This window comes from Pseudomonas sp. R38(2017) (assembly GCF_002112395.1).
In the GTDB taxonomy this organism is placed as follows: Bacteria; Pseudomonadota; Gammaproteobacteria; order Pseudomonadales; family Pseudomonadaceae; genus Aquipseudomonas.
Map to the genome: position 1 here is coordinate 1 of NZ_NEHN01000005.1, position 23,517 is coordinate 23,517.

Sequence of the window (23,517 nt, forward strand, 5' to 3'; positions counted from 1 at the left end):
CTGTTTCCGCCAAGATGCGCTGTATCGATGAATGGTTTCGATCAAAAAGTTGGGCGATGTGCTGGAGAGAGTCGCCTTTCTGCCAGTGATCCCACATCAGCTTTTTCTGGCTTTCGGTGTAATAGATCCGCGGTCTCTGCTTCATCTGCAACACTCCTTCTACTTACACAGAATTTAGTTGTGTTGCGTCGACCGGTTGAATCCACAGCCAAAAGCGGACGTTTGCCAATGGCGGCTACCGACCCATTGCAGTACTTCGATTGGGCTGGCAGTCAGGAGTGTCTTTCGCTGTGTGATCGGTACACGCTTTCGGTTCGAATGGGCATTTCGTCCAGCAATTATTGAGGGACGGCAGGAGTCAGGAAACGAATCACTTCCGCGAGAATGGCTATTCCCTCATGAATTTCTTTGGCCGATAGGCCCGCATAACCCAGTATCAGGCCTGCGGATCCCTCTATTTTCAGAAATGTAGGACGCGCATACAGCGGGGACAACGGATATACCCCTACACCGCGCTCAAGTGCCATTGCTTGCACTCTCGCCTCATCTTCAGCACGAAGTCTCGGCAGCATTAGCACACCATGCAACCCCGCTGCCATGCCACCCAGTTCCCCGTATCCCGCCAGATGCTGTGCGAAAGCCTCCAGCAGCGCCTTTCGCCGTTGCTCGTTGTCACGGCGCAGGCGGCGAACGTGGCGCTCGTAAGTGCCATTTTCGATCAACGACGCGAGGACGTTCTGCTCCCAACGCGGTGAGTGACGATCCGTCAGGCGCTTGGCTTCGCGAAACACGTGGACCAGTTCCCTCGGAAGCACCAGATAGCCCAGCCTGAGCTGCGGCGACAGTGCTTTGGAGAAGGTTCCAACATAAATGACCCGCGCCTGGGTATCCATCGATTGCAGCGCGTCGATGGGACGTTGGCCGTAACGGAACTCGCCGCCGTAATCGTCTTCGATAATCCAGGCGCGACGGCGGCTCGCCCACTCCAGCAGTTGCAGGCGACGCGCGACGGGAAGCACCGCGCCCATGGGGAACTGGTGCGAAGGCGTTACGTAGGCCAAGCGCACACGATCATCCTCTGGCAACGCACCGGTAACCATTCCCGCACAGTCGACGTTGATGGGTAAAGCTGTCGCCCCCGTGGCCTGAAAGCTGTAGCGAGCCATACGGTAGCCAGGTTCTTCAAAGACGAACGCATCGTTCGGGTTCAGCAGCAGCCGTGCGCACAGATCCAGCCCTTGCTGCGAGCCATGCACCACGAGAATCTGATCGGCCTCGCAGGACAGACCGCGCGCCCGGCGAAGATAGCTCTGCAACGCAGTGCGCAGGCGTGACTCCCCTTCGGGTTGGCCGTAGGAGAGGCTGGGTTGGCGTTTGACCAGTTCGGCACGATAAGCGCGCTGCCAGCCCAGCGCCGGGAAATCCCTCGTCGCCACCGAGCCGTAGCGGAAGTCGATGCGGGCATTGGGCGTGGCCATGTCATAGGGCTTCATCGCCGCCACGCGCTGGCCATAGTCGGACAGCACCGGCGGGAGTATCGGGTTCTCCCTGGCTCGCCCCGCTGGTTTACAGATCACGTTGGCCACGAGGGCGGCCTTACCCTTGGTGGTGATCACAAAACCTTCGGCGGCCAGTTGTTCGTAAGCCGCTGTCACGGTGGTTCGCGATACCCCAAGCTCGTCCGCCAAAGCCCGCGTCGACAGCAGTCTGCTACCCGCTGCAAGCGTGCCGTCCTCAATCTGCGCCCGCAGCCGGGCATAGATCCGGCGCTGAGCACCGCGTGTGGATGCATCGGACTGGCGTGCAAACTGGCCCATGGCAATACCTCGAAACTGGCACTTTTTGTGGTGCAGGTTGTGGTCGACATTATGGATACCCCGCTCTGGGGAATGAAATCCCCCGTTACAGGAAGCCTACGTTTTGGACCTGACACTCACCACGATCCTTGTGACTTTCGCCGGAGTCTTTCTGATCTGTTTCATGAAGGGTGCGTTCGGCGGTGGTTTTGCCATCGTCGGAATTCCGCTGCTCTCGCTGGTGATGGACCCCATCACCGCGGGCGGCCTGCTCGCGCCGCTGTTCATCGCCATGGACCTGTTTGGCCTGCGTTACTGGAAGCCCTCCACCTGGTCGAAGCCGGATCTGAAGCTGCTGATCCCCGGGTTGGTGCTGGGAGTCGGCATCGGCTACTTGTTCTTTCGGGTGGTGGACCACCGGATGGTCGCGATAATGATGGCGGCAATCACGCTGGTATTTGTCGGTCTCTGGTTCAGGGGGGGCGGAGAAGTCAGGGTTCGTCCGCGCTCGTCGCCCAAGGCAGTGGCAGCGGGCATTACCTCGGGCATCACGACAATGGTTGCACACTCCGGCGGCCCACCTCTGGCGATTTACCTGCTGCCGCTGGGCCTGAGCAAACAACTCTATGCCGGCACCACCAGCATGTTTTTCACAGTGGGAAATCTGATGAAGGCCGTGCCCTGGCTACTGCTGGCCAAGCCGACGGGGAGTGTGCTTAGTCTCATGGGCATTTGTCTGCTGGCGGTGCCCAGCGGGGTATGGCTGGGGTGGCGGCTGCATGAAAGGCTGGATCAGCGCCAGATGTATCGCGCCTGTTATGGATTGCTGGTGGTGACGGCCGGGAAACTGCTGTGGGATGGGGTTTCGGGTTATCTCGCCTGAACACAAACAACTTTAGGAGCGAGCATGCTCGCGATGTACCCGAGGAGACCACGGGTCATCAAGCACGCCGCTTATCTGTCAAAAAACTGCTGAATCGAGGCACCCGGACTCAGCGACACTTCATGAAAAATTTGCTTGCTGAGAGGCTGGTAATGGCCGTTATCGGCCAGTTGAATCCACAGTCGTTAGCGGCCGTACCGAGTGACGTTTGCACACAATTAAAGCGCAATACTTTGATCCATAATCCATTAAAATTCATAATTTTAGTCATGGGCTTAAACCGTCGACTGTAACAGTTCCATGAGTTCGAATCCCATCGCCTCCGCCATATTAGATATGACAAAGCCTTGATTACCCAGGGCTTTGCCGTATCTGGGGTTTGCGATTTTTGTTGCGCCATTTCCGTATCCTTTCAGTTTTTTTCCGCAACCCTCCCCCTTCCGTACCGCCCCCTAAGTATCTGATAGGATTCAAGCGGGACCACCTTTCACATGGCCGCTCAGGCATTCACGCACGGCGTATTACTCGACCATGGCACGCAAGACCGTCACCGTTCACTGTTTGTCCAGCACTCATGCGATGTAGACTCCAGGCGCGGGATGCAAACATGATGATGGTTCTTTCACAGGACAACATCGCCCCCTACCGTGGCCCACCTGTTCGGCCTGATGCCATCAATCTGTAAACCCAAAGGACGGCAGCGAAGATGTGACACCGAAGATATAACGTGTGGGATAAGCAATGAAACTCAGAAACGTCCTATGTTCGTAGCTCAATGCGGTCTCTATTTTATGCCGCTCCTATGGCTACCCGTAATCGCTACCCCATGGCCCACAAAACACGGAATCGATCGATATTTTTGTTGTTCTTCGGAACCCTCGTGGCTGTTGCTCACTCGCCCGATACATTTGCCTATTGTAATTTCAATCAAGGAGCGACGTTCGACGCCAACTACATCAAGCTACCGCTCAACGACCTGAGCATCTCCGCAGACGCTCCCGTCGGCACCGTGATTTACGAAGAGTCCGTCACGGCTCCCTCTCAGGGATTCACGTGCAGCGACCAATCGCCGTTTATTTTCTTGCTGGATCCAAAGCTGGGAAGTGTTTCGACCGGCAGCGTTTTCCCCTTGGGAAAAACGGGGCTGTCGCTCAAAGTCAAGAATGATATAAACGGGTATCTGAACGCCGATCGAAAGCTGAGCGGGACATACACGGACCCTGCCCGCAACTACGCCATTGAAATCATAAAGTCGAGCGAACTCTCATCCCAAAGCGTCATCGCCGCAGGCTATCTGGGGTCCCACGTCTACGGGGACCTTCAATTGGTCAGGATCAACTTGCTCAATCCAATTACCCTGAATTCAGCATCGTGCCAGACACCGTCGGTCCGAGTAGAAATGGGCGACGACTATCGCCTCGTGGACTTCGTCAATGCTGGTGATACGCCACGAACAATCAAGTTCAATATCGACCTCAAAGAATGCCAGGCCGGCATAAAAGCGGTCACCTACTCCCTGAAGGCAACTTCTCAGGTACTTGATCAAAAAAAAGGATTGGTTGCGCTAAGCCTTGACTCGACAGCCAAAGGCGTTGGTTTGCAACTGATGAACGAGACCGGACAACCTCTTGCCCTGGACACCACTTACGCATTCAGTGAGTTCGACCCTAAAGGCACCAACTTCAAAATACCGCTATCTGCCGCTTACTATCGACTGGCCGACACCAAACTGGAAGCTGGCACCGCCAACGCATCAGTAACATTCATAGTTAATTACTTGTGACTGCCGCTCGCTGCATCGGACGGCAGCCTTTCCATTCATGCTCTGAAGCCATTGTGTGACTTTGTCTATGCACCGATGGCCTGCTGATTATGCAGGAGCAAAGTCAGCGCATCCGCCGTAGCGATCCTGTATTCAGAGTTATCCGGCATGGGTTCCGTCCTGGACTACCTCTAATCAACCTACGGCCTGCCAATATAAGGATCGTCTGATTTTCCCGGCATCCGGCCGCCCCTAGAGTGCCGGGATGAGATTAAAAAACTACCTCCATCAGATCAGCCCGATCCTGTCCTCGCCCCATGCTGCGCGTCGTCTGCTGCGCATTTTTGCTACCGTGCTGCTAGTGGGGATTCTCGGCGGCGTATACAGCTTCCTTCAATTTACCTTCAACAATGAAGTCTCCCAGCGCCGCAGCTACATGAGTAGCGCGATTGCTGAAGCGCATACGTTTTTCACTACCCGTGAAGCACTGCTCGAAAGTCTGAGTCTGTCAGCCACGCGCATGGCCAACCTGGATCTGCCGGTCTCCGAGGAAGAGATCCGCCTGCTGCTCGGGCAAGCACCGGGCCAGCAATGGAGCATCTGGCTGACCCAACGCATGCGTGATTACCTCAAGGCGCGGCAGTTGAACCTGGTCTACGTCAGCAGCGGCCCCCGGCCCCAAGTGTTGCGCCTGTACAACGCAACCTCGGTGATCGGTCGTTTCCCCGAGGCCATGCTCGAGCAGCTGCAAACCCTCGAGCACCACAACAGCGGCAACGTCAAAGAACTCTGGCTGCCTCATGCCGCCAACGGCCACTCGCCGTTGTACATCTTCATTCGCCTGGACAAGCGCGAAATCAACTCTGGCTGGCTCGGCCTGGAAATGGACGACCGCGAAGTCTCCAGCGCCTTGAGCGACCACAGTGCCGGCGAGTTCACCATGTTCAATTCGCAAGGCATGCCGCTGTTCAGCAACAGCCAGAAACCGCCGCCCGAGCAGAACCTGCCGCTGCTGCGACAACAGGACTTCTTTGGTTTTGTCGGGAACGGCTGGCTGCCCGAGCAACTGGTACTACGCAAGCAGCTGAAATCATCGGATTGGCAACTCACCTACTCCATCGACTTGCTCGCGGTGCTATGGGCGCTGTGGCCGCAGATGCTCGGCGCCCTACTCTTCTGTCTGCTGGGTATCAGCCTGGTGTGTCTGTTGACACGGCGCCTTGAACACCGCGTGATCAACCCGGCAATTCACCGGATCCAGGCGTTGGTGGAAAGCGAGCTGTTCAGCCGCGACGTGATCCAGACTGCCCCGGTGGCGCTATGCGTGCTGCGCCGCAGCGACGGTCAGGTCGTGCTGGAAAACACCCTCGCCCGGCAATGGCTGGGCGTCTGTGGCGAGCAACTGGGCGCCGGCTGGATTCGCGATGCCTTCGATGCGACCGAGCCATTCCTGACGGATTACTTCGAGACCGCCGACGGCCGCCATCTTTACTTGAGCTGCGCACCGACTCGCTACAACGGTGAAGACGTGTTGCTGTGTGCATTCAGCGACATCAGTGCGCGCCGACAAATCGAAGCTGCGCTGGAGCAGGCGCGACAGTCGGCAGATACGGCCAACGAGGCCAAAACCTTGTTCCTCGCGACCATGAGCCACGAAATCCGCACCCCGCTCTATGGCGTTCTCGGCACCCTGGAATTGCTCGCTCGGACGCAACTCGACAGCCAGCAGAAAAGTTACCTGCAAGCGATCGAAGGTTCGTCCGCCACGTTGCTGCAGTTGATCTGCGACGTACTCGATGTGTCGAAGATCGAGGCCGGGCAACTGACGCTTGAACTCAGCGAGTTTTGCCCGGCGACACTGGTTCAGGAAGTGGTCCAGGGTTACACGGCGGCAGCACAGAGCAAAGGCCTGCAGCTGTATGCCTGCCTCGATCCGCAACTGCCGGACCGGCTGATCGGCGATGCCAGCCGCGTGCGGCAGATCCTCAACAACCTGCTGAGCAACGCGGTCAAGTTCACCGATTCCGGGCGCGTGGTGCTGCGGGTCAGACTGCTGGGGCGCGAAGGCGAACGGGTGTGCCTGCAATGGCAAGTTTCGGACACCGGCAAAGGCATTGCCCATGACGATCAGGCATTCATTTTCGAGCCGTTCTACCAAACCGAAGGCAATACCAACGTTGTGGCCGGTACGGGCCTGGGTCTGCCGATTTGCCAGCGTCTGACGCACTTGATGAATGGCACTCTGCGCATGGTCAGCGAGCCGGGACTGGGCAGCAGTTTTGCCCTGAGCGTTCCGTTGGAGCAGCCCTCCTCCAGCGCCTCCCTTGTCGCGTTGCCGACATTGGCCGCAGACAGCGTCTACGTGGTGTCGCCCATCCGCGAACTGGCAGAGAGCCTCAGCGGCTGGTTGCGTCGCTGGGGCGCCCGCGCGCAAATCGGAGCACCTGAAATCACGGAACTCGACGCAACGGCGGTGCTATTGGAGCTGCATCCTGCACCGCTCGGCCAACCATCGAACCCTGAATGGCGCGGGCCGCGCGTGCTGGCCAGCAGCGACGGTGCCCACGAACCGCAATTCAGCGGCAACGGCTGGAAGGTCAATCTGAACGACCTGGTGGCGATCCAGCGTGCAGTTCGCCTGGCTCAGGGCGGTCCGGTTGTCCCGCATCCGCGGCACCGAGAACCCCATACGTTATGGCCATTACACCTGCACATTCTGGTGGCCGAGGACAACGTCATCAACCAGTTGATCCTGCGCGATCAGCTCGAAGAGCTCGGCTGCACAGTGGCGCTGGCCTGCGATGGCGAAGAAGCCTTGTCGCTCTGGCGTGATGGTGCGTTCGACATTGTCCTCACTGACGTCAACATGCCCCGCCTCAATGGCTATGAACTGGCCGAAGCCCTGCGTCGTCAGGGCTGCACCACCCCGATCATCGGCGCCACCGCCAACGCGATGCGCGGTGAAGACGCCCTTTGTCTGGCCGCCGGGATGAATCACTGCCTGGTCAAACCTTTTACGCTGCGAGCCTTGTTCGCTGTCCTGGCTCCCTACGAACGAGTTGCTCATGAAGCCCTGTAGCCTTTTGATTGTCGAAGACCATTCCTTCCAGCACCTGTATTTGCGCAACCTGCTCAACGAGCTGGGCGTCTTCGACGTGGTTTGCGCCAAGGACGGCGAAGCAGCACTGGCCTGCCTGCAACAACGCGATTTCGATCTTGTACTCACTGACCTGCTGATGCCGGGCATGGACGGCGTGCAGTTCATTCAGAGCCTCGCCAGGCAACGTTCACGCCCGGCGCTGGCGATCATGAGCGCCGCTTCCCGGCGCATGCTGATGGGCGCGAGCCTGGTCGCGAGCAACCTGCAAGTGAAAGTCATCGGGTTGATTTCCAAACCGGTGACCCCGGCCGCCTTGCGCTGCCTGATCGATCAGTTGCAGGCGCTGCGCCAGGCGCCGCCGGCAGAGCCGAGCGAAGGCATCGACCGGCAGAGTCTGTTACAGGCACTGAACAATGGCGAACTGCAAGCCTGGTTTCAACCGAAGAAAGCCCTGAGCAATGGCCGGATCGTCGCCGCCGAAGCACTGGTGCGCTGGATGCATCCCGAGCATGGCACGCTGTTGCCCGGGGTGTTCCTGCCGACGCTGGTCGCCTGCGGCCTCGAAGAACATCTGCTGTGGCGGGTGCTGGAACAAGCGATCGCCGCGCAGATCATTTGGCGCAAGCAAGGCTATGACATTCCGGTGTCGATCAACCTGCCTACGCACTTGCTCAACAGCCATGACTTGCCCGATCGCATCCTCGCATTCGTGCTGGCCCATCAGGGATTGCCGGCAAGGATCTGCTTCGAGTTGATGGAATGCTCAGTGCCCGATGACATCAGCAACTTCTACGCCGGGGCCTGCCGCTTGCGGATCAAAGGCTTCGACTTGTCCCAGGATGATTTCGGCAAGGGCTACAGCTCGTACATGAACCTGGTGTCGGCTCCCTTCACCGAATTGAAGATCGACCGTACGCTGGTACAAGGCTGCAACGCCAACGAGGAACTGGCCCAGGCCCTGACCAGCATTGTCAGCCTCGGACGGCAGTTGGGCCTGACGGTGGTGGCCGAAGGTGTCGAGACCGCGCAAGAACTTGCTCTGCTGCGTAGAATCGACTGCACTCAGGTTCAGGGTTTCCTGATCTCCCACGCCGTGTCTTCGGATCAGTTCCAGCAATTGCTGACCCATGACGGGCCGGCGAAAGCGTATTGACCCGCCAGCCGATGTTGACGAACGTCACTTGCTATCGAGGTTACTGTGCGCAAAGACTCTTCCACCACTGCTGCCCGGGCCAATTGATGCCACATCCCAATGCCATGATGGAGAAGCTCGCCAGCAGTTCATCGCGCCTGAACAAGAGCCTGCTGGTGCTCGGAGCCCTGGTGTTGCTGCTGATGGGCGTCAGCTATCTGGGGGTGACGCGCATGATCGAAGAGCGGCGCGAAACCCTGCAGTTTCATTTTGCCCGGTTAATGGAGAATGTCCGCGAACAGGAAGTGTTCCTGCAGGACATCGCCCGGGAAAGCACCAAGGGCGAGCGGCTGCCCTTGATCACGTTGCCTCCCTATTTACAAAAGCCTCTGCCCGAAGAAGGACCGGACATCTATGAGGTTCGTAGCCTGCCGTTTTCGCTGCCCTATAGCATGAAGATCGATCCGCAGCGGATTGCCGCCGATCAACGCCCCAAAGTCTTCGCACTGGGCACCTATCTGGCTGCCTACTACAGCGCGTTCTGGTCGGCGTCACATTATCAGTCCCCTCAGGTCATCCTGATCAATGGCCCCGGCAATTTCGATGTGGCCGTACCCTCCTCCGGGCGGTTGCGTGGCAACGGGCAAACGCAGATCAGCCATCTGGCAAAGGTGATGACCCAGGTCAGCATGCGCCTGCACGGAAAGAACCCGTCGCAGCCCGATCTGGAAGTGCACTGGGAGCCCTATTCTTCCGTCGAGCAAGACAAGAGCGCACCGTCCCTGCTGGCCTACGTGAACATCAACCTGGCCAGGACCGCACTTGATATCGAGGGCGCCGATACCTGGGTGATCCTGGGTTCGCTGCTGAGTCTGGGCCAGGTCAACAACATCGAGCGGCTGATGCAGTGGTCGATATACGACGACTTCACCTTGATCACACCACGTGGCGTGGTATTGACCGGTGCATTGAAGCCGGGCCAGGTGCTGGATGAGGGGGTGAATTTCAACCGCGACGGCCTGGTATTCAAACTGAGCAGCCCCGGCGAGCAACACTGGACCGCGATCTACGTCATCAGCGTGCAGAGCTTCCTCGATTACGCGCTGTGGCCGTTGCTGGGCCTGATAGCTCTGGTAGTGGCGGTGCTCGGATGCAGCAGGGCGATCAATCGCTGGTACCAGACCCAGGTCATCCTGCCCGCACAAAGCGCACACGCCAGCATCGCCGAAAGCGAGGCGTTCAGCCGGGCGGTGATCGACACGGCACCGATCGGCCTGTGCGTGATCCGTCGCAGCGATCACCACGTGCTTCTGCAAAACCAGCGCGCCCAACAGTGGCGTGACAACGGCCAGTTGATGAGCTTGCTCAACTCGCGCACCGACCCCGGCCACGCCGATCTCGAACTCAACGGGCGCCATCTGCACGTCGCCTTCGTGCCCACCCGCTATCAAGGTCAGGACGCCTGGCTGTGTGCGCTGCATGACGTGACCCGACATGTCGAAGACGCAGCGGCGCAGGAAGATGCACGCCACGCGGCCGACTCGGCGAACGAGGCCAAAAGTCGCTTCCTCGCGACGATGAGCCATGAGATTCGAACCCCTCTATACGGGGTGCTGGGCACTCTGGAACTGCTCGGTCTGACCGCCCTCGCCCCGCGCCAGCAGGATTACCTGCAGACCATTCAGCGCTCGTCCGCTACGTTGTTCCAGTTGATCAGCGATGTGCTGGACGTTTCAAAAATCGAATCCGGACAGATGACCCTCGAACTACAGGATTTCTGCCCGCTGGAACTGACCGAAGACACGGTGCGCACCTACAGCGCGTTCGCCCGTTCCAAGGGCCTGCAATTGTATGCCTGCATCGACGCGACGCTGCCGGATCGGCTACGCGGTGACCCGATACGGATTCGTCAGATCCTCAACAACCTGCTGAGCAATGCGATCAAGTTCACCGAAAACGGTCGTGTGGTGCTGCGGGTACGGGTGCTGGAAAGTGTCGACGGCCGCGCCAACGTGCAGTGGCAGGTCAGCGATTCGGGGGTAGGGATTTCCCAGGCGCAGCAACAGCAATTATTCGACCCTTTCTATCAGGTCAACGACGCAACCGAACAGGCCGGTGCCGGTCTCGGTCTGGCCATCTGCAAATGGCTGTGCGAGTTGATGGCGGGCCATCTGAGCGTGGTCAGCGAACCGGGGCTGGGCAGCAGCTTTACCCTCCAACTGGCACATGAGCCCGCACCCGGCGCATTGGCCGATTGCCCTGCATTCAATTCCGGCCCCCAGACCATTTATGTGCGCGCCCAGGTCACTGAGCAGGCACAGCACCTGATCGCCTGGCTCAACCGTTTCGGTCTCGACTGCCGTGCGCTGACAGCCGACGTCCCCGCGTCCTCGGCGCTGCTGGTGGAACTCTCGCCACTGGCGAACACCTCGCCGTGGTCCGGACCACGGATCATTGCCACCGCAGGCGGTCCCAACCCGTCGCAGGTACGCGGTGCCGACCGGGAAGTCGACGCCGACGATGTCCGGACAATTGCCTGGGCGATTCATCAGACGCTGTACGGCGCCAGCAGCACCAGCCAGCCGTTGCCGATGGAAAAGGCCCGGCGCTTGAATCTGCGCGTGCTGGTAGCAGAAGACAACGTGATCAACTCGGCAATCATCAAGGAGCAACTGGAGGTGCTGGGCTGCACGGTAGTCGTCGCGGCCCATGGCGAACAGGCACTGGCACAGTGGTCACCGGGACGCTTCGATCTGGTGCTGACGGATGTCAACATGCCGTTCATGAACGGTTACCAACTGGCGGCGGCGTTACGCCTGCGGGATCAAACCGTGCCGATTATCGGCATCACCGCCAACGCCCTGCGCGAAGAAGGCGAACGTTGCGCCGCCGTCGGCATGAACGCGTGGATGGTCAAGCCACTGAACCTTGTCACCTTGCGCGCCCACCTGGAAAAACACTGCAAGATCGTCCTGCCGGCCACCAACGCCGCGCCGATTCAGCTGTCACCGAAAATGCGCGAACTGTTTGTAACTACCCTGCGCCAAGACATACACACCACGTTGACGGCACTCGACAGCACTGACGCCAATCGAGTGGCGCAGCAACTGCACAGCATGGCCGGCGCGCTGGGTGCTGTGCAGATCGAAGCCATGGCCACAACATTTGTCGAGCTGGAATGCCGTTTGAACGGCATGGCCGTGACCCGCGCCCTGGACCTGGAAGTCCGCCAGAACCTGGCTCGATTGAGCGATTTACTGGATACCCTTGAATAATTTCACTCTGGATGAATAACCATGGAAACCCTCAACGTTGTCATTGCCGATGACCATCCCATCGTTCTGGTCGGGGTACGTGAGCTGGTTGAACGGGACAGTCGCTTTCGCGTGGTGGGCGAGGCGGTTTGCTCCAACGAGCTAATCAATCTGCTGCAAACCCGCCAGGTGGATCTGGTTATCACCGATTTCAACATGCCCGGCGACTCGCCCTATGGTGACGGCCTGAAATTGGTGGAGTACCTGACGCGGCACTTCCCCGGCCTCCGCGTGCTGGTACTGACGATGATTTCCAACCCGTTGATCCTGACTCGCCTGCAGGAATTGGGGGTGCTGGCGATCATTCAAAAAAACCAGCTGCACAACGAAATCGAAACCGCACTGAAGGCCATCGCCCGGGGCAATCCCGTGCGCAACTACGGGCCGCCGCCGACCTCGGTGATCGTTGACAATGCCGACCTCGATGAGCGCTTTACCCGACTGTCGCCCAAGGAACACGAAATATTGCGTTTATTTGTCTCGGGGCTGGGTGTCAATGAAATTGCCCGCGGGTTGAACAGAAGTGCCAAGACCATCAGCACTCAGAAGATATCAGCCATGCGAAAACTGGAAGTCAGCAGTGATCAGGACTTGCTGACCTATTGTATAGAACGCAACTTGTTCAACTAATCAAACAGGAGCAAAAGTTCAACCTGATCACTTCTAGGAATCGTCTGATGTGCATCAGAAACTGTGCGCTTTATCGTGTTGTTGTTTTAACCCCAACCATTGGAAAACAACATGAAAACGCTGACTCGCGCACTTCTCGCCCTTTCAATCGTCGCCGCTAGCGGCAACGCCTTCTCTGCCGAACCACCGGTTACGCCAACCAAGGCCGGCAGCGGCACCATCAACTTCACCGGCACCATCAACAACGATGCCTGCTCCGTTGAAGGCGCCGGAAACAACAAGACCATTTCGGTCGCCATGGGCGAAGTGTCGATCAAGGACATGGGCACCGCCACTGCACCTAAAGGCAACGGCCCCCTGAGCGCCGAGAACTTCGACATGAAGATCAACTGCAACGCCGGGACCAAGGTCGCGATGATCTTCGAACCGACCAAGGGTGCAGGTTCGGGCATTGTTGCCGGGACTAAAGTACTGAAGCTGATCGACGGCCTGGGCGCGGCCAAGAACATCGGTATCGCCTTGCTCGATTCCAACGGTGCGCTGATCGACCTGAGCTCGCCGTCCACCGCGAAGATCGAAAACACCCTGCAGGACAGCAACACCACGCTGAAATTCTCGGCCGTCTACGTCACCACCGCCGATGTGGCAACCGCCGTTGCCGGTCGCGGCGATGCCACCCTGCCGTTCACGCTGCAATACGAATAACCCGCGCGGACACTCAAGCCTGGTGCGGGGCCGCTCGGCCCTGCACCTTCATTCAATTACGCGGTAACCCTAATGTTTTATCGTCATTCATTGTCTCTTTGCGCAGGCCTTCTGGGCCTGCTCATGGTCGATCAGGCCATGGCCGGCATTTCATTGAGCAGCACCCGCCTGATTTTCAACGGCCAGTACAAGGAAGCCGGGATCACCGTGCGTAACAGCGGTGAAGATGTGTTGATCCAGTCGTGGATCGATACCGACGCCAGCGAAACCGCTGCGGTACCGTTTGCCGTTACGCCGCCACTGGTGCGCGTCAGCGGCAACGAGCAGCAGATCCTGCGGGTGATCTACGAAGGTACGGGCATGCCGACCGACCGTGAGTCGGTGGTGTGGCTCAACGTGCAGGAGATCCCCCAGGCCTCAAAAACCCAAAACACCTTGCAGCTCGCCGTGCGCCAACGCATCAAGGTGTTCTTTCGCCCGGCGGGACTGAAAAACAATGCCTACCTGGCACCGAGCGAATTGACCTGGCGCCTGGCCGAACACGCCGGCAAACATGTTCTGCTGGTGAACAACCCAAGTCTGTATCACGTATCGATTGCCGATATCACCCTGCAATCCAGCGCAGTCAGCGAACACCCTTTTGATTCGATGATGATCGCTCCCGGTGAACAGAAAGAGTTCAGCCTCAAAACACTTCACAACGCCAATACAGCACGCCTGTCATTCAGCAGCATTAATGACTATGGCGCGCAAGACCGTTATGCCGCGCAACTATCCAACAATGCCGACACCCAGGCCAGTTTGAATAAAGAGACGCCATAACTTGAGTGCCGCTGTTACAGCCGCACTTTTACTGTATTTCTCTTCGCTCCGTTAGTTCGTATCGGAGGTGATATAGGGTTCCCGCATGTTTTTACTCAAGCGCGACGGATGGGCGCCATTTTCGGTTGCTCTGGTGTTCAGTTCCGCCTGCCTGGCCGATGGCGAAGAACAATTCAATACCTCGTTTCTGCAAGGTGCGTCGTCTTCTGTCGACGTACAAGCGCTGCTCGCTACCAGTCGGGTATTGCCCGGGGTTTACCGGGTCGACCTGTACGGTAACAAGACACTGGTTGGCCGTCGCGATATCGACTTTCGGCGCCACCCGGGCACGGGCAAGATCGAGGCTTGCCTGACCCTGGAGATGGTCCGGCAACTGGGGGTGGACGTCGGAAAACTGCAGACCGCTGACAAACTGCTCGGCGATGATCCGAACGCTTGCCTCGATCTGCCCGCGTTGATCGATCACGCCAGCGTGCGTTACGACGTGCCGCGTCTGCAGCTGATGGTCAGTGTTCCACAAAGCGCCATGGAGCGTGGTCGGCGTGGATATGTCGATCCAGCCCTGTGGGACGCAGGTGTGTCCGCCGCGTTCATCAACTATCAAGTGAGCAGCAGCCGCAACAGCACTCAGGGTGATAACACGCTGAGCAATAACATTGGCTTGCGCAACGGCATCAACCTCGGTGCCTGGCGCATGCGTAACGAGTCGAACTTCAACAGCACCACCGGCAACCCAAGCACCTTCAAAAGCAACCGAACCTATCTGCAACATGACGTGACCGCCCTGAAGGGCCAGTTCAGCGCCGGGGATATTTTCTCCGACGCTGACCTGTTCGACAGCGTGCGCTATCGAGGCCTGAAACTGGCGTCCGATGACGGCATGCGCGCCGACAGCGAACGCGGTTATGCACCCGTGATTCGCGGCATTGCACAGTCCAGCGCCAGCGTGGAAATTCGCCAGAACAACTACATCCTCTACACCGCCAACGTGCCGCCGGGGCCGTTCGAGATCAGCGACATCTACCCCAGCGGATCCAACGGCGACCTGGAGGTAACGATCATCGAAGCCGATGGCCGGCGCCGGGTAAGCGTGCAGGCGTTCTCCAGCCTGCCCATCATGGTGCGTCAGGGCCAACTGAAGTACAGCGTCTCTGCCGGCCGCTACAACAGCAACAGCGATGATCAGCAGTCACCGCAGTTTCTCAGCAGCACGCTGGCGTATGGCATCAGTAGCAACCTGTCGGGGATCGTCGGCGTGCAGGCGACAGAAAACTTCAAGGCGTTGTCCGTGGGCGCAGGTCGCAACACCGCCATCGGTGCGGTTTCGCTGGACTTGACTCACTCAAGCAGCCGCACGTTCGATCAGACGGTTACCGGTAACAGCTTGCGCGCCCTGTACGCCAAGACGTTCACCGACACCGACACCAACTTCACCCTCGCCGCCTACCGCTACTCGACCGAGGGCTACCGCACCCTCACCGAGCACGTCGAGGAACTGAACAGCGCGGGACAATCACACACCGGCAACTCCAAAACCCGCACCGACCTGACCGTCAACCAGAGCCTGGGGCGCAACCAGGAATTTGGCAGTGTCTATATAAATGCCAGCGACCAGCGTTACTGGGGACGCGGCGGTTCACAAAGTTTGTCGGCGGGTTACAGCAACTATTGGGGGAATGTCAGTTACAACCTCGGCACCACCTATTCCAAGGATATCGGAAACTATGGGCTTTCAAGCAATGACACTCTGGTCAACCTGTCCGTGTCGTTCCCGCTAGGCTCGAAACCCCGTGCCACTCGTGCGTTTGTCTCGGCCAGCGCGCAGAACCACAACGACACCACTCAGATGGGCATCAATGGCTATCTGTCAGAGGACAGCGATACGTACTACTCGGTGCAGGGCGGCAACAGCAGCATCGGTGGCAGCTCAGGTTCGGTCAACCTCAGCACCCGTACCTTGGTGATGGACATCGGCGCCGGTTACAGTCAGGGACGCGGCTACAACTCGCAGAATCTGAATGTGGCAGGTTCGATCGTCGGCCATGCCGGCGGCATCAATCTGGGACAAACCGTGGGCGAGACGTTTGCGCTGGCGCAAGTCGAAGGTGTGGAAGGGGTAAAAATCGGCAGCTTCTCCGGGGCAAAAACCGGCAGCAACGGCTTCGCCGTGGTACCCAACGCGCAGCCTTATCGGGTGAACTGGATCAACCTCGACACCCGTGACCTCGGCGGCGATATCGAGATCGACAATGCGACCCGGCAAGTAGTGCCACGCCGCGGCGCGGTCGTGCTCGCACGTTATGCCAGCAAGACCGGGCGGCGGGTGCAGTTCGCCTTGTTCGACGCGCAGCACCGACCGATCCCGTTTGGCGCATCGCTCGAGGACAGCGCCGGCAAACAATTGGCGATCTCCGATCCGGGCGGCAAGGCACTGGCGCTGGTGGAAGCCGACGCCGGCACTCTGGTCATCAGTTGGCAAGGCCAGCGGTGCGAGGCGTCTTACTTATTGCCAGAACGTAATAAGGCTTTGAATTATGAAAAGGTCTCCCTTTCCTGTATCAGGTAATCAGTTTTTTGATGACATTTGCAGCAAGGATAGGATCTCGATTACAGCTCCGAACTTAGCGCAGCTCACCCAGAAACCCAAATACCGGCAAAATCCGTTTCCGCAAATGAACTCCTGCTCCTTGATTTCAAGGGCTCCAGACCATTGATGAAGACCAACAGGCGGAAACGCGCGGGTTAGTCGTGCACCGCGACCGGCGCACAGAACTGAAACCGGAAAACTTACGCGGCCGCCCTCTCATGCTCGCTTTCATGGACGTAAATCCACGAAATACCCGAAGGGGATTTCTCATCAAGACGCATGAGCGCCGAATCGACTTTTTTCTTGGTGATCCCGTCCTTGACCAGATCGAACACCGTCAGGAAAAAGCCACCGGGTAGCGGCGTGATCGAGAGATTGGTGATATGCGATTCGGGGCTTCCGGCACGCTTGCCATGCAGGCCCCATAGTCGCTCCCAGTAGTCCGCCCGTTCCATGATCTGGCCATCCGTGAGCACCACACGAAAATCGTCCGCCAGCGCATCGTACAAAGGCTTAATGGCGCCTTCCGATTGTGAAGACATGCCGCGTGACCACGGGAAAAACAGGTTGTACCAGCGATACACCTCGGCTTCGACGAGCGCCGTTTTGTCTGAGGTGTCGAGTACTCGATTGCTATCCATCTGCGTTCTCCCTAACAAGTAAAAAGGCACGGGGGGCTCCGTTACGCATCGGATGAACGATGCCCCGCGCCTTTCAAGATCCATCCTGAAAGCTGCGTCACCGGCCTCAGCTAAAGTGACCGTTTCCCAAGGGCTGCTGTCACTTCGCTGACCCGGATAAAAAATAGTCTTTTCCCTGCTGGATAGTATTGAGAACTGACCAATGGTCAACGATGGCCGAGCGATCGCTGTCCTCCTATCCGGGGCCAGCGACGAAGATGGCATACTCCCCAGAACCTGATCATTTCGGAGGCCCTTATGCTTCGCGTGTTTGAACGCAGGCTCGATCCTTTCCCGCCCGACGAGGCGCCGCCACCGCCGGTTGGCCTGATGCGTTTTCTGTGGGCCTGCACCCGGGGTGCCCGTGGCTACGTGCTTGCGCTGGCGCTGCTCAGTGCCAGTGTTTCGATCTACGAAGCCTGGCTGTTTTCGTTTCTCGGGCAAGTGGTGGACCTGCTCTCGAACTGGCAGGCCGGCGGCGCCGTGAGCAGTCAGGAAAGCCGTGTGCTGTGGGGCATCGCCATCGTCCTGCTCACCAGCATCGGCCTGGTAGCGTTGCGCACGATGGTCCAGCACCAGATTCTGGCGATCAACCTGCCGCTGCGCCTGCGCTGGGACTTCCATCGCTTGATGCTGCGGCAAAGCCTTTCGTTCTTTTCCGACGAGTTCTCCGGTCGCGTCACGACCAAAGTGATGCAGACCGCGCTGGCCGTACGCGAAGTCCTGTTCACGATCATCGAAATCGCTCCGGGTATCGGCGTTTACTTCATTGCAATCATCGCTTTGGCCGGTGGATTTGCCCTGAAACTGATGCTGCCATTCATTGCCTGGGTCGCCCTCTTCGGGCTGGCGATGCTGTATTTCGTGCCACGCCTTGGACAGGTCGGGCAGGAACAGGCCCATGCGCGCTCGTCGATGACGGGGCGTATTTCCGACGCTTACACCAACATCACCACCGTCAAACTGTTCTCGCATTCCAACCGTGAAGCGCACTTCGCCCGTGCGGCGATGGAGGACTTCAAGCTCACCGGTTTTCGCCAGATGCGTCTGGTCAGCCAGTTCGAAATCGTCAATCAGGCCCTGGTCGTCGGGCTGATCCTGGGTGCCGGCGGCTATGCCTTGTGGCTCTGGCATCAGGGTCAGGTCGGTGCGGGCGCGGTGGCCGCGATCACCGCCATGGCATTGCGGATCAACGGCATGTCCCACTGGATCATGTGGCAGATGACCTCGCTGTTCGAAAACATCGGCACCGTGCAGGACGGCATGGCCACCCTCACCCGCGGCCCCAAGGTGCAAGACGCGCCCGACGCCGGCGTGTTGGTGCCTTCCGGCGGCGCCGTGACCTTCGACAACGTGCACTTCAACTACAACGGTGAACGTCAGGTGCTCGACGGCTTGAGCCTGCACATCCGCGCCGGGGAAAAAATCGGTCTGGTGGGCCGCTCCGGCGCCGGCAAATCCACGCTGATCAACCTGCTGCTGCGCTTCTACGATGTCGACAGCGGTACGATTCGCATCGATGGCCAGAACATCGCGCAGGTGACACAGGACAGTCTGCGCAGCGCCATCGGCATGGTCACTCAGGATACGTCGCTGCTGCACCGTTCGATCCGCGACAACATTGCCTACGGACGCCCGGACGCTACCGATGCGCAAATTCACCGCGCCGCGATCAACGCCCAGGCCGACGGCTTCATCAGCCAACTGAGCGACCGCCAGGGTCACACCGGTTACGACACGCTGGTGGGCGAACGCGGCATCAAGCTTTCGGGCGGTCAGCGGCAACGCATCGCCATCGCCCGGGTGATGCTCAAGAACGCGCCGATCCTGCTGCTCGACGAGGCCACCAGTGCACTGGATTCCGAAGTGGAAGTCGCGATCCAGGAAAGTCTGGATGAAATGATGCAAGGCAAGACCGTCATCGCCATTGCGCATCGGTTGTCGACGATTGCCGCAATGGACCGGCTGATCGTCATGGACGAGGGCCGCATCATCGAACAAGGCACCCACGCCGAGCTGCTGGAACGAAACGGCACCTACGCGCGGCTCTGGCAGCATCAAAGCGGCGGTTTTCTCGGTGAAGATCAAGGGCTGGATGAGGCGATGGACCGGGCATGAACCGTACCGGGCCCCTTTCCCTGCCGAGCGCTGAAATTTTGTGAAATAGGGACAGATTTTTTGCCCCCATCGAAACGACAAAGCCCTGAATAATCAGGGCTTTGTCGTATCCGGGCTTTCTGGATATTACAACCAGGTCAACGCCCCGGGCACTTCAGGACTTCGCCATTGGCAGCGCCGCAACGGATGAGATCCCTGACGTCCGGGTTTTTAAAGTAGTCAACGTGCGCGTTCAGGGGGCTCTCCATTATCAGGAGCTTGGGTGCATTCCGCACAAATACGTCTGTCACATCGATCCGCGGCCGCCCTCCCGGCGTAGCCTCAGCGTTAGCGTACCAACTCGGGATATGCCAGGTGAGCAGGTCATTTGTGTCATTGAAAGAGACTATCTGAAGGCCATCGGTTTGTTTTCCGGTCTTCGTTTCTACGGTTGATTTTAAATCTGCGAGTTCCGAAAGAACATTTCCGTACGCAACCGGTCCTGCGTTTTCTTGCGACTGAAACGAGAGAGCATCAAAGTCACTTACAGGAAATAACTGCCGAAAAAAAGGATGTGCAACGCTATCACTGGAGCGGGCTAGTGGCGGAACTTTGGCCAAACCCAGCAACGAAAGCTGATTCGCCATCATGTAGAAGGCAGGCGTATTCGTGATCATGTTTTCGATGAATCCCTGAGCGCTGCTGCGTTCGCTGTAGCGAAAAGGGTTGGTCTCACTGTCTTTTGTCCGGTCCATTAGGTCGAGGAACATGTCGTAAGTCATGCGACTGCCCAGACTGTGGGTCACGAATAAATTCTTGTGCGGTGTTTTTTCACTTTCCTGCGCAGAGGGCCATACACATTTTTTATCCTTGTCCGTAGGCGTGATGGCATGGCAAATCCCCTCTGCAAGCCCCCGCACCATGGTCTGCCCATAGGTTCCGGTATAGAGAATGGCATCGGACAAGTTCCGGTCAAAAACCTGCTCCTTGATTGTTTTATCGAGCAAAAGCCTTGGTGGCGCCTGTACCGTTGCAGGAATTTTCGGGTCGGGGAACTCAATGCATGGCTCGCGTTTTTTATTTGCGAAAACAGACGGCGAGTCATATCCAAGCTGATTGCTTTTCAGCCATCGGGTCAGGGGTGACCAGGTAATTTCAATCGCCTCTACGCTCACTGCGCGGTCCCTGTCAGGCAGAGTCAGAGAGTAATTTCTTTTGAGGACGTTCACCCCTGAGTGTGGGTCTTCTTCTCCCCCCATAAAGACGTTCACATTGATGAATTCATCAGATTTGATTCCGCCGGGTACGGGTTTCAATCCCATCGCAGCAGCGTTTTTTTCATTCAACCAGCCGTCAGGACCCAGGGCGTAACCCGGACAGTGATCTCCTACACCATGAACAAAAAACAGCCTCACAGGGGTGTTGTCAGGGAGCAGTTTCTGTAACGGTTTTATAGTGCCTGGAGAGTTATCGCTGGCATTGTAGATAAGAGGGGTGGACGAACAAGCGGTCAAACTCAAAACGATAGTTGCGCAGAGCGCGCGAGGGATGTTCATTTTCAGACTCCTTGCCTATGGATGCAGCTATCCACTCATGGGCATTGAAGTCATGCAGATTTGAAACTGGCGGAGTACACACAGATGCCCATGTTCAGGTTAGGTGTAAAAACCATGGCTGCAACCTGCGTTTTGACAATCGTATTAAAGCTCGCACAAGCGTCTTGATGAGTCCGCGTGCTGATGGGCAACCCTTGCCTCAAAGACCGATTGACCGGCCTCTGAAGCAAAGCAGATACGCTGAATGACTCAGACCATTCAGACAGCGCATCACTGCAAATCACAAGCGAAAGTACGATACGTAAGGCAGGAACGGCGAACGCAGGACCTGAATAGTGTTCATGTCAAACACTTCAAGCAGCGCTTGTGTTTCGCCCGGGAAGTGAGGGCAGTTCAGCTCGTCAAATACCAGAATCGAACCTTTTGACAGTCGTGGCTTGATCGCTTCCAGCACATCCTTCGTCGGCTTATAGACGTCCATATCGAAAATGGCCATCGAGATGAGCGAGTGAGGATTGTCTTCAAGCCATCGTTTCGAAGTCTCTGAAGCATCGCCCTTGATCAGAGTGAACTTCTTCAGGTGATTATTCGGGCTTAACGACTCTTGAGCCTGGAGAAGCCGCTCCAGCAAATTCTCATAGCCATCGTCTACATGAAAATCGCCCGCTTTTACTTGTGCACCATCTTTCTCGTCAACTTCGGCAAAACCACTGAAGGTGTCGAAGCCAAAGATATGCCGCGAGTAATTGTAGGGTTCCTTGATAGCCCGAAGATTCAGCAACGTTGCCAGACTGCTGCCGTAATGAACGCCAAACTCGCAGATAGATCCCGCGACAGGGAGCATCTCGTCGTACAGGAAGTTAAGGTTCAAGATTCGCGCCAGGGAAGGCCTAGACAGAGTAGCAACCGAAGGCCAGTTCCAGTATTCCCCTGCGATTGTATGAATCTCGCCATGAATATCCCGCAGCTCCTTGTAGGCATCCGCTTGGCTGGGAGGGGTGAAAAACAGCTGACCGTCTTGAGTTTTCATTTACTTTCCATCAAAAAGTTAAGACCGTTCGAAATGAGTTTGCTTTGAATCAGGTAGGCCAGTTTGGAAACCCTGGCGTGGATGCTGGATATATTTTGATCCGGCCTGTGCACGAGCCCCATGCCTCCGATGATAATCGCCTCCAGCGTCAGCTCGGCGTTCAATATCCTTGACCAGACATGCCGCGAAGCCTCGTAGCCGACAGTACCGCTCTCGTATTCATCCGACGCCGTGAGCAATCTCACGGGAACAGGACCGCCCACTGCCTTGTTCAGAAAACGCTCGAGCTGCTCAAGCAGCAAATCAAAGAGCTCTTCACCTGGGGACTCGTGGAGCTGACCCGTTTTTATGTCGATTCCGGACACACACTGGGTGAACGGCCCTGGATTTCGGCGCAAAAAGTCTTGCGCAAGATCGTAGAGAGAACCTCTATCCCAAGAGGCCGGGTATTGATACAGCGATTGATTCGCGTAATAGAAACCCTTATCGAGCCCCAGATGTTTGAGGTTAGCCGTGGTTGCGGCCTGATAGGACTTGAATCGAGACTCGATCATCTCGTCCGCACTTTGCTTGTCAAAGGACGGGTAGTTGACCGGAAAACTGTCAGCGATTCCGAACTGGATAAAAAAGTAACGACGTTCAACCGGGACCGTACTCAAACACTCATTGAGCGCATCGGTGAGCGCAACCGGATACTCGTGCCAGTTATCGTTGGCATGAATGACCGCATCGGTTTCAGACACGATAGTCACAATCGAATCGTATTCCGTGAAATCCGGATTGATGAAGCATCTCAGCTCCACTCCGTCGACGTAATGCGCCTCTTCTGTCAGCTCAACCGGATAACGACCGGTAAGGCGCTCAATACGTTTGGACAGCCCATTCGTCTTGAACTTCGGAACAAAGAACGTGGCGTCTGCCAGATGCTGCTGAATGAAAAACTCATCCAGATGATCGTCATGACCATGCGAAATGATGACATTAAGTTTATCGACCGAAAGAGAAAGCAGCTTCTCAATCATTGCTGTTCTGGGTGACGGGTTTTGAATCCACCCGCCAAACGCTGGAGAAACGTACCAGGGATCAGTAAGAAAATAACTGCCCTTCTCTTCCAGAAGCAATGAGGCGTGATTGACGAACTCTATATCCAACTGCCTAACCCTTCATATATTAATTAATCAAATCGTGAGTTAAGCAAAAGAACAACCACCTCAAAAAAAATAACCCACTGCCAGTTTACTGACAAACCACCACTAAACGCAGCCGCTACACCACTTTGCATACATTTTCAATCACCTGCTCAAAAAAATAACACACCTGGGCTCAGTACGAAAAGTAGCAATGCGGCCGTCGCAGCGTGCAGATCAGCAAGGTACTCTGGTCCTGTATCGGCCGCCGAACGCGATTCCACACCCGTCCATTC

General features: G+C 57.3%; 15 protein-coding genes and 1 pseudogene. 10 read left to right on the forward strand and 6 right to left on the reverse strand.

Annotated features, from left to right (window positions below):
• Together CAF87_RS29005 and CAF87_RS12935 are read right to left on the reverse strand one after the other, a co-directional pair.
• Nucleotides 1–145 (reverse strand): annotated as a pseudogene (locus CAF87_RS29005) (IS30 family transposase); the annotation flags it as partial.
• 193 nt (nt 146–338) lie between these two features.
• Nucleotides 339–1,817, reverse strand: a complete 1,479-nt coding sequence (locus tag CAF87_RS12935; protein ID WP_085731745.1) for a PLP-dependent aminotransferase family protein — start codon at nt 1,815–1,817, stop codon at nt 339–341.
• 103 nt (nt 1,818–1,920) lie between these two features.
• On the opposite strand from CAF87_RS12935, the gene CAF87_RS12940 reads away from it, so the two are divergent.
• The 9 genes from CAF87_RS12940 (at nt 1,921) to CAF87_RS12980 (ending at nt 16,710) form a co-directional block, all read left to right on the forward strand.
• The gene (locus CAF87_RS12940) at nt 1,921–2,679 is read left to right on the forward strand and encodes a sulfite exporter TauE/SafE family protein (protein WP_085731746.1); all 759 of its coding nucleotides are present in this window, start codon (nt 1,921–1,923) and stop codon (nt 2,677–2,679) included.
• 880 nt (nt 2,680–3,559) lie between these two features.
• Nucleotides 3,560–4,462 carry a fimbrial protein gene (locus CAF87_RS29490; RefSeq protein WP_256576009.1) on the forward strand — a complete coding sequence of 301 codons (903 nt, stop codon included), beginning with the start codon at nt 3,560–3,562 and terminating at the stop codon, nt 4,460–4,462.
• Between the two features lie 244 nt (nt 4,463–4,706).
• On the forward strand, nt 4,707–7,520 hold the full coding sequence (locus tag CAF87_RS12950; protein ID WP_085731747.1) for an ATP-binding protein: 2,814 nt from the start codon (nt 4,707–4,709) through the stop codon (nt 7,518–7,520).
• Entirely contained in the window at nt 7,507–8,694 is a 1,188-nt protein-coding gene (locus tag CAF87_RS12955; RefSeq protein WP_085731748.1) for an EAL domain-containing protein, read from the forward strand. Before CAF87_RS12950 ends, CAF87_RS12955 begins: the two co-directional genes overlap by 14 nt.
• Nucleotides 8,695–8,780: 86 nt before the next feature.
• Nucleotides 8,781–11,948 (forward strand): hybrid sensor histidine kinase/response regulator, encoded by a 3,168-nt coding sequence (locus CAF87_RS12960; RefSeq protein ID WP_085731749.1) that lies wholly within the window; start codon nt 8,781–8,783, stop codon nt 11,946–11,948.
• Nucleotides 11,949–11,969: 21 nt separating this feature from the next.
• Entirely contained in the window at nt 11,970–12,617 is a 648-nt protein-coding gene (locus tag CAF87_RS12965) for a response regulator (protein WP_085731750.1), read from the forward strand.
• Between the two features lie 111 nt (nt 12,618–12,728).
• Nucleotides 12,729–13,322: a fimbrial protein gene (locus CAF87_RS12970; RefSeq protein WP_085731751.1), complete on the forward strand. Its 594-nt coding sequence runs from the start codon at nt 12,729–12,731 to the stop codon at nt 13,320–13,322.
• A 72-nt stretch (nt 13,323–13,394) separates the two neighbouring features.
• Nucleotides 13,395–14,144 carry a molecular chaperone gene (locus tag CAF87_RS12975; protein WP_085731752.1) on the forward strand — a complete coding sequence of 250 codons (750 nt, stop codon included), beginning with the start codon at nt 13,395–13,397 and terminating at the stop codon, nt 14,142–14,144.
• 85 nt (nt 14,145–14,229) lie between these two features.
• Complete coding sequence (locus CAF87_RS12980) at nt 14,230–16,710, forward strand: fimbria/pilus outer membrane usher protein (protein ID WP_085731753.1); 2,481 nt, start codon at nt 14,230–14,232, stop codon at nt 16,708–16,710.
• Between the two features lie 221 nt (nt 16,711–16,931).
• Here CAF87_RS12980 and CAF87_RS12985 read toward each other — a convergent pair whose 3' ends face one another.
• Nucleotides 16,932–17,372: a hypothetical protein gene (locus CAF87_RS12985; protein ID WP_085731754.1), complete on the reverse strand. Its 441-nt coding sequence runs from the start codon at nt 17,370–17,372 to the stop codon at nt 16,932–16,934.
• Between the two features lie 297 nt (nt 17,373–17,669).
• Here CAF87_RS12985 and CAF87_RS12990 point away from each other — a divergent pair, with 297 nt between their 5' ends.
• Complete coding sequence (locus CAF87_RS12990) at nt 17,670–19,529, forward strand: ABC transporter ATP-binding protein (RefSeq protein WP_085731755.1); 1,860 nt, start codon at nt 17,670–17,672, stop codon at nt 19,527–19,529.
• Between the two features lie 137 nt (nt 19,530–19,666).
• Here CAF87_RS12990 and CAF87_RS12995 read toward each other — a convergent pair whose 3' ends face one another.
• From CAF87_RS12995 to CAF87_RS13005, 3 genes are all read right to left on the reverse strand, one after another.
• Complete coding sequence (locus CAF87_RS12995; protein WP_085731756.1) at nt 19,667–21,064, reverse strand: hypothetical protein; 1,398 nt, start codon at nt 21,062–21,064, stop codon at nt 19,667–19,669.
• Nucleotides 21,065–21,344: 280 nt separating this feature from the next.
• Complete coding sequence (locus CAF87_RS13000; RefSeq protein WP_085731757.1) at nt 21,345–22,094, reverse strand: class I SAM-dependent methyltransferase; 750 nt, start codon at nt 22,092–22,094, stop codon at nt 21,345–21,347.
• Nucleotides 22,091–23,245, reverse strand: coding sequence for an MBL fold metallo-hydrolase (locus tag CAF87_RS13005; RefSeq protein WP_139831723.1), 1,155 nt, complete (start codon nt 23,243–23,245; stop codon nt 22,091–22,093). The genes CAF87_RS13000 and CAF87_RS13005 overlap by 4 nt, the downstream gene beginning before the upstream one ends.
• Between the last annotated feature and the right edge of the window lie 272 nt (nt 23,246–23,517).

Coding starts and splice junctions, on each gene's coding strand:
- CAF87_RS12950 (WP_085731747.1), top strand. CDS start 4,707: ATGAGATTAAAAAACTACCTCCATCAGATCAGCCCGATCCTGTCCTCG.
- CAF87_RS12935 (WP_085731745.1), bottom strand. CDS start 1,817: ATGGGCCAGTTTGCACGCCAGTCCGATGCATCCACACGCGGTGCTCAG.
- CAF87_RS12955 (WP_085731748.1), top strand. CDS start 7,507: ATGAAGCCCTGTAGCCTTTTGATTGTCGAAGACCATTCCTTCCAGCAC.
- CAF87_RS12975 (WP_085731752.1), top strand. CDS start 13,395: ATGTTTTATCGTCATTCATTGTCTCTTTGCGCAGGCCTTCTGGGCCTG.
- CAF87_RS12995 (WP_085731756.1), bottom strand. CDS start 21,064: ATGAACATCCCTCGCGCGCTCTGCGCAACTATCGTTTTGAGTTTGACC.
- CAF87_RS12990 (WP_085731755.1), top strand. CDS start 17,670: ATGCTTCGCGTGTTTGAACGCAGGCTCGATCCTTTCCCGCCCGACGAG.
- CAF87_RS12985 (WP_085731754.1), bottom strand. CDS start 17,372: ATGGATAGCAATCGAGTACTCGACACCTCAGACAAAACGGCGCTCGTC.
- CAF87_RS12960 (WP_085731749.1), top strand. CDS start 8,781: ATGCCACATCCCAATGCCATGATGGAGAAGCTCGCCAGCAGTTCATCG.
- CAF87_RS12965 (WP_085731750.1), top strand. CDS start 11,970: ATGGAAACCCTCAACGTTGTCATTGCCGATGACCATCCCATCGTTCTG.
- CAF87_RS12970 (WP_085731751.1), top strand. CDS start 12,729: ATGAAAACGCTGACTCGCGCACTTCTCGCCCTTTCAATCGTCGCCGCT.
- CAF87_RS13000 (WP_085731757.1), bottom strand. CDS start 22,094: ATGAAAACTCAAGACGGTCAGCTGTTTTTCACCCCTCCCAGCCAAGCG.
- CAF87_RS12980 (WP_085731753.1), top strand. CDS start 14,230: ATGTTTTTACTCAAGCGCGACGGATGGGCGCCATTTTCGGTTGCTCTG.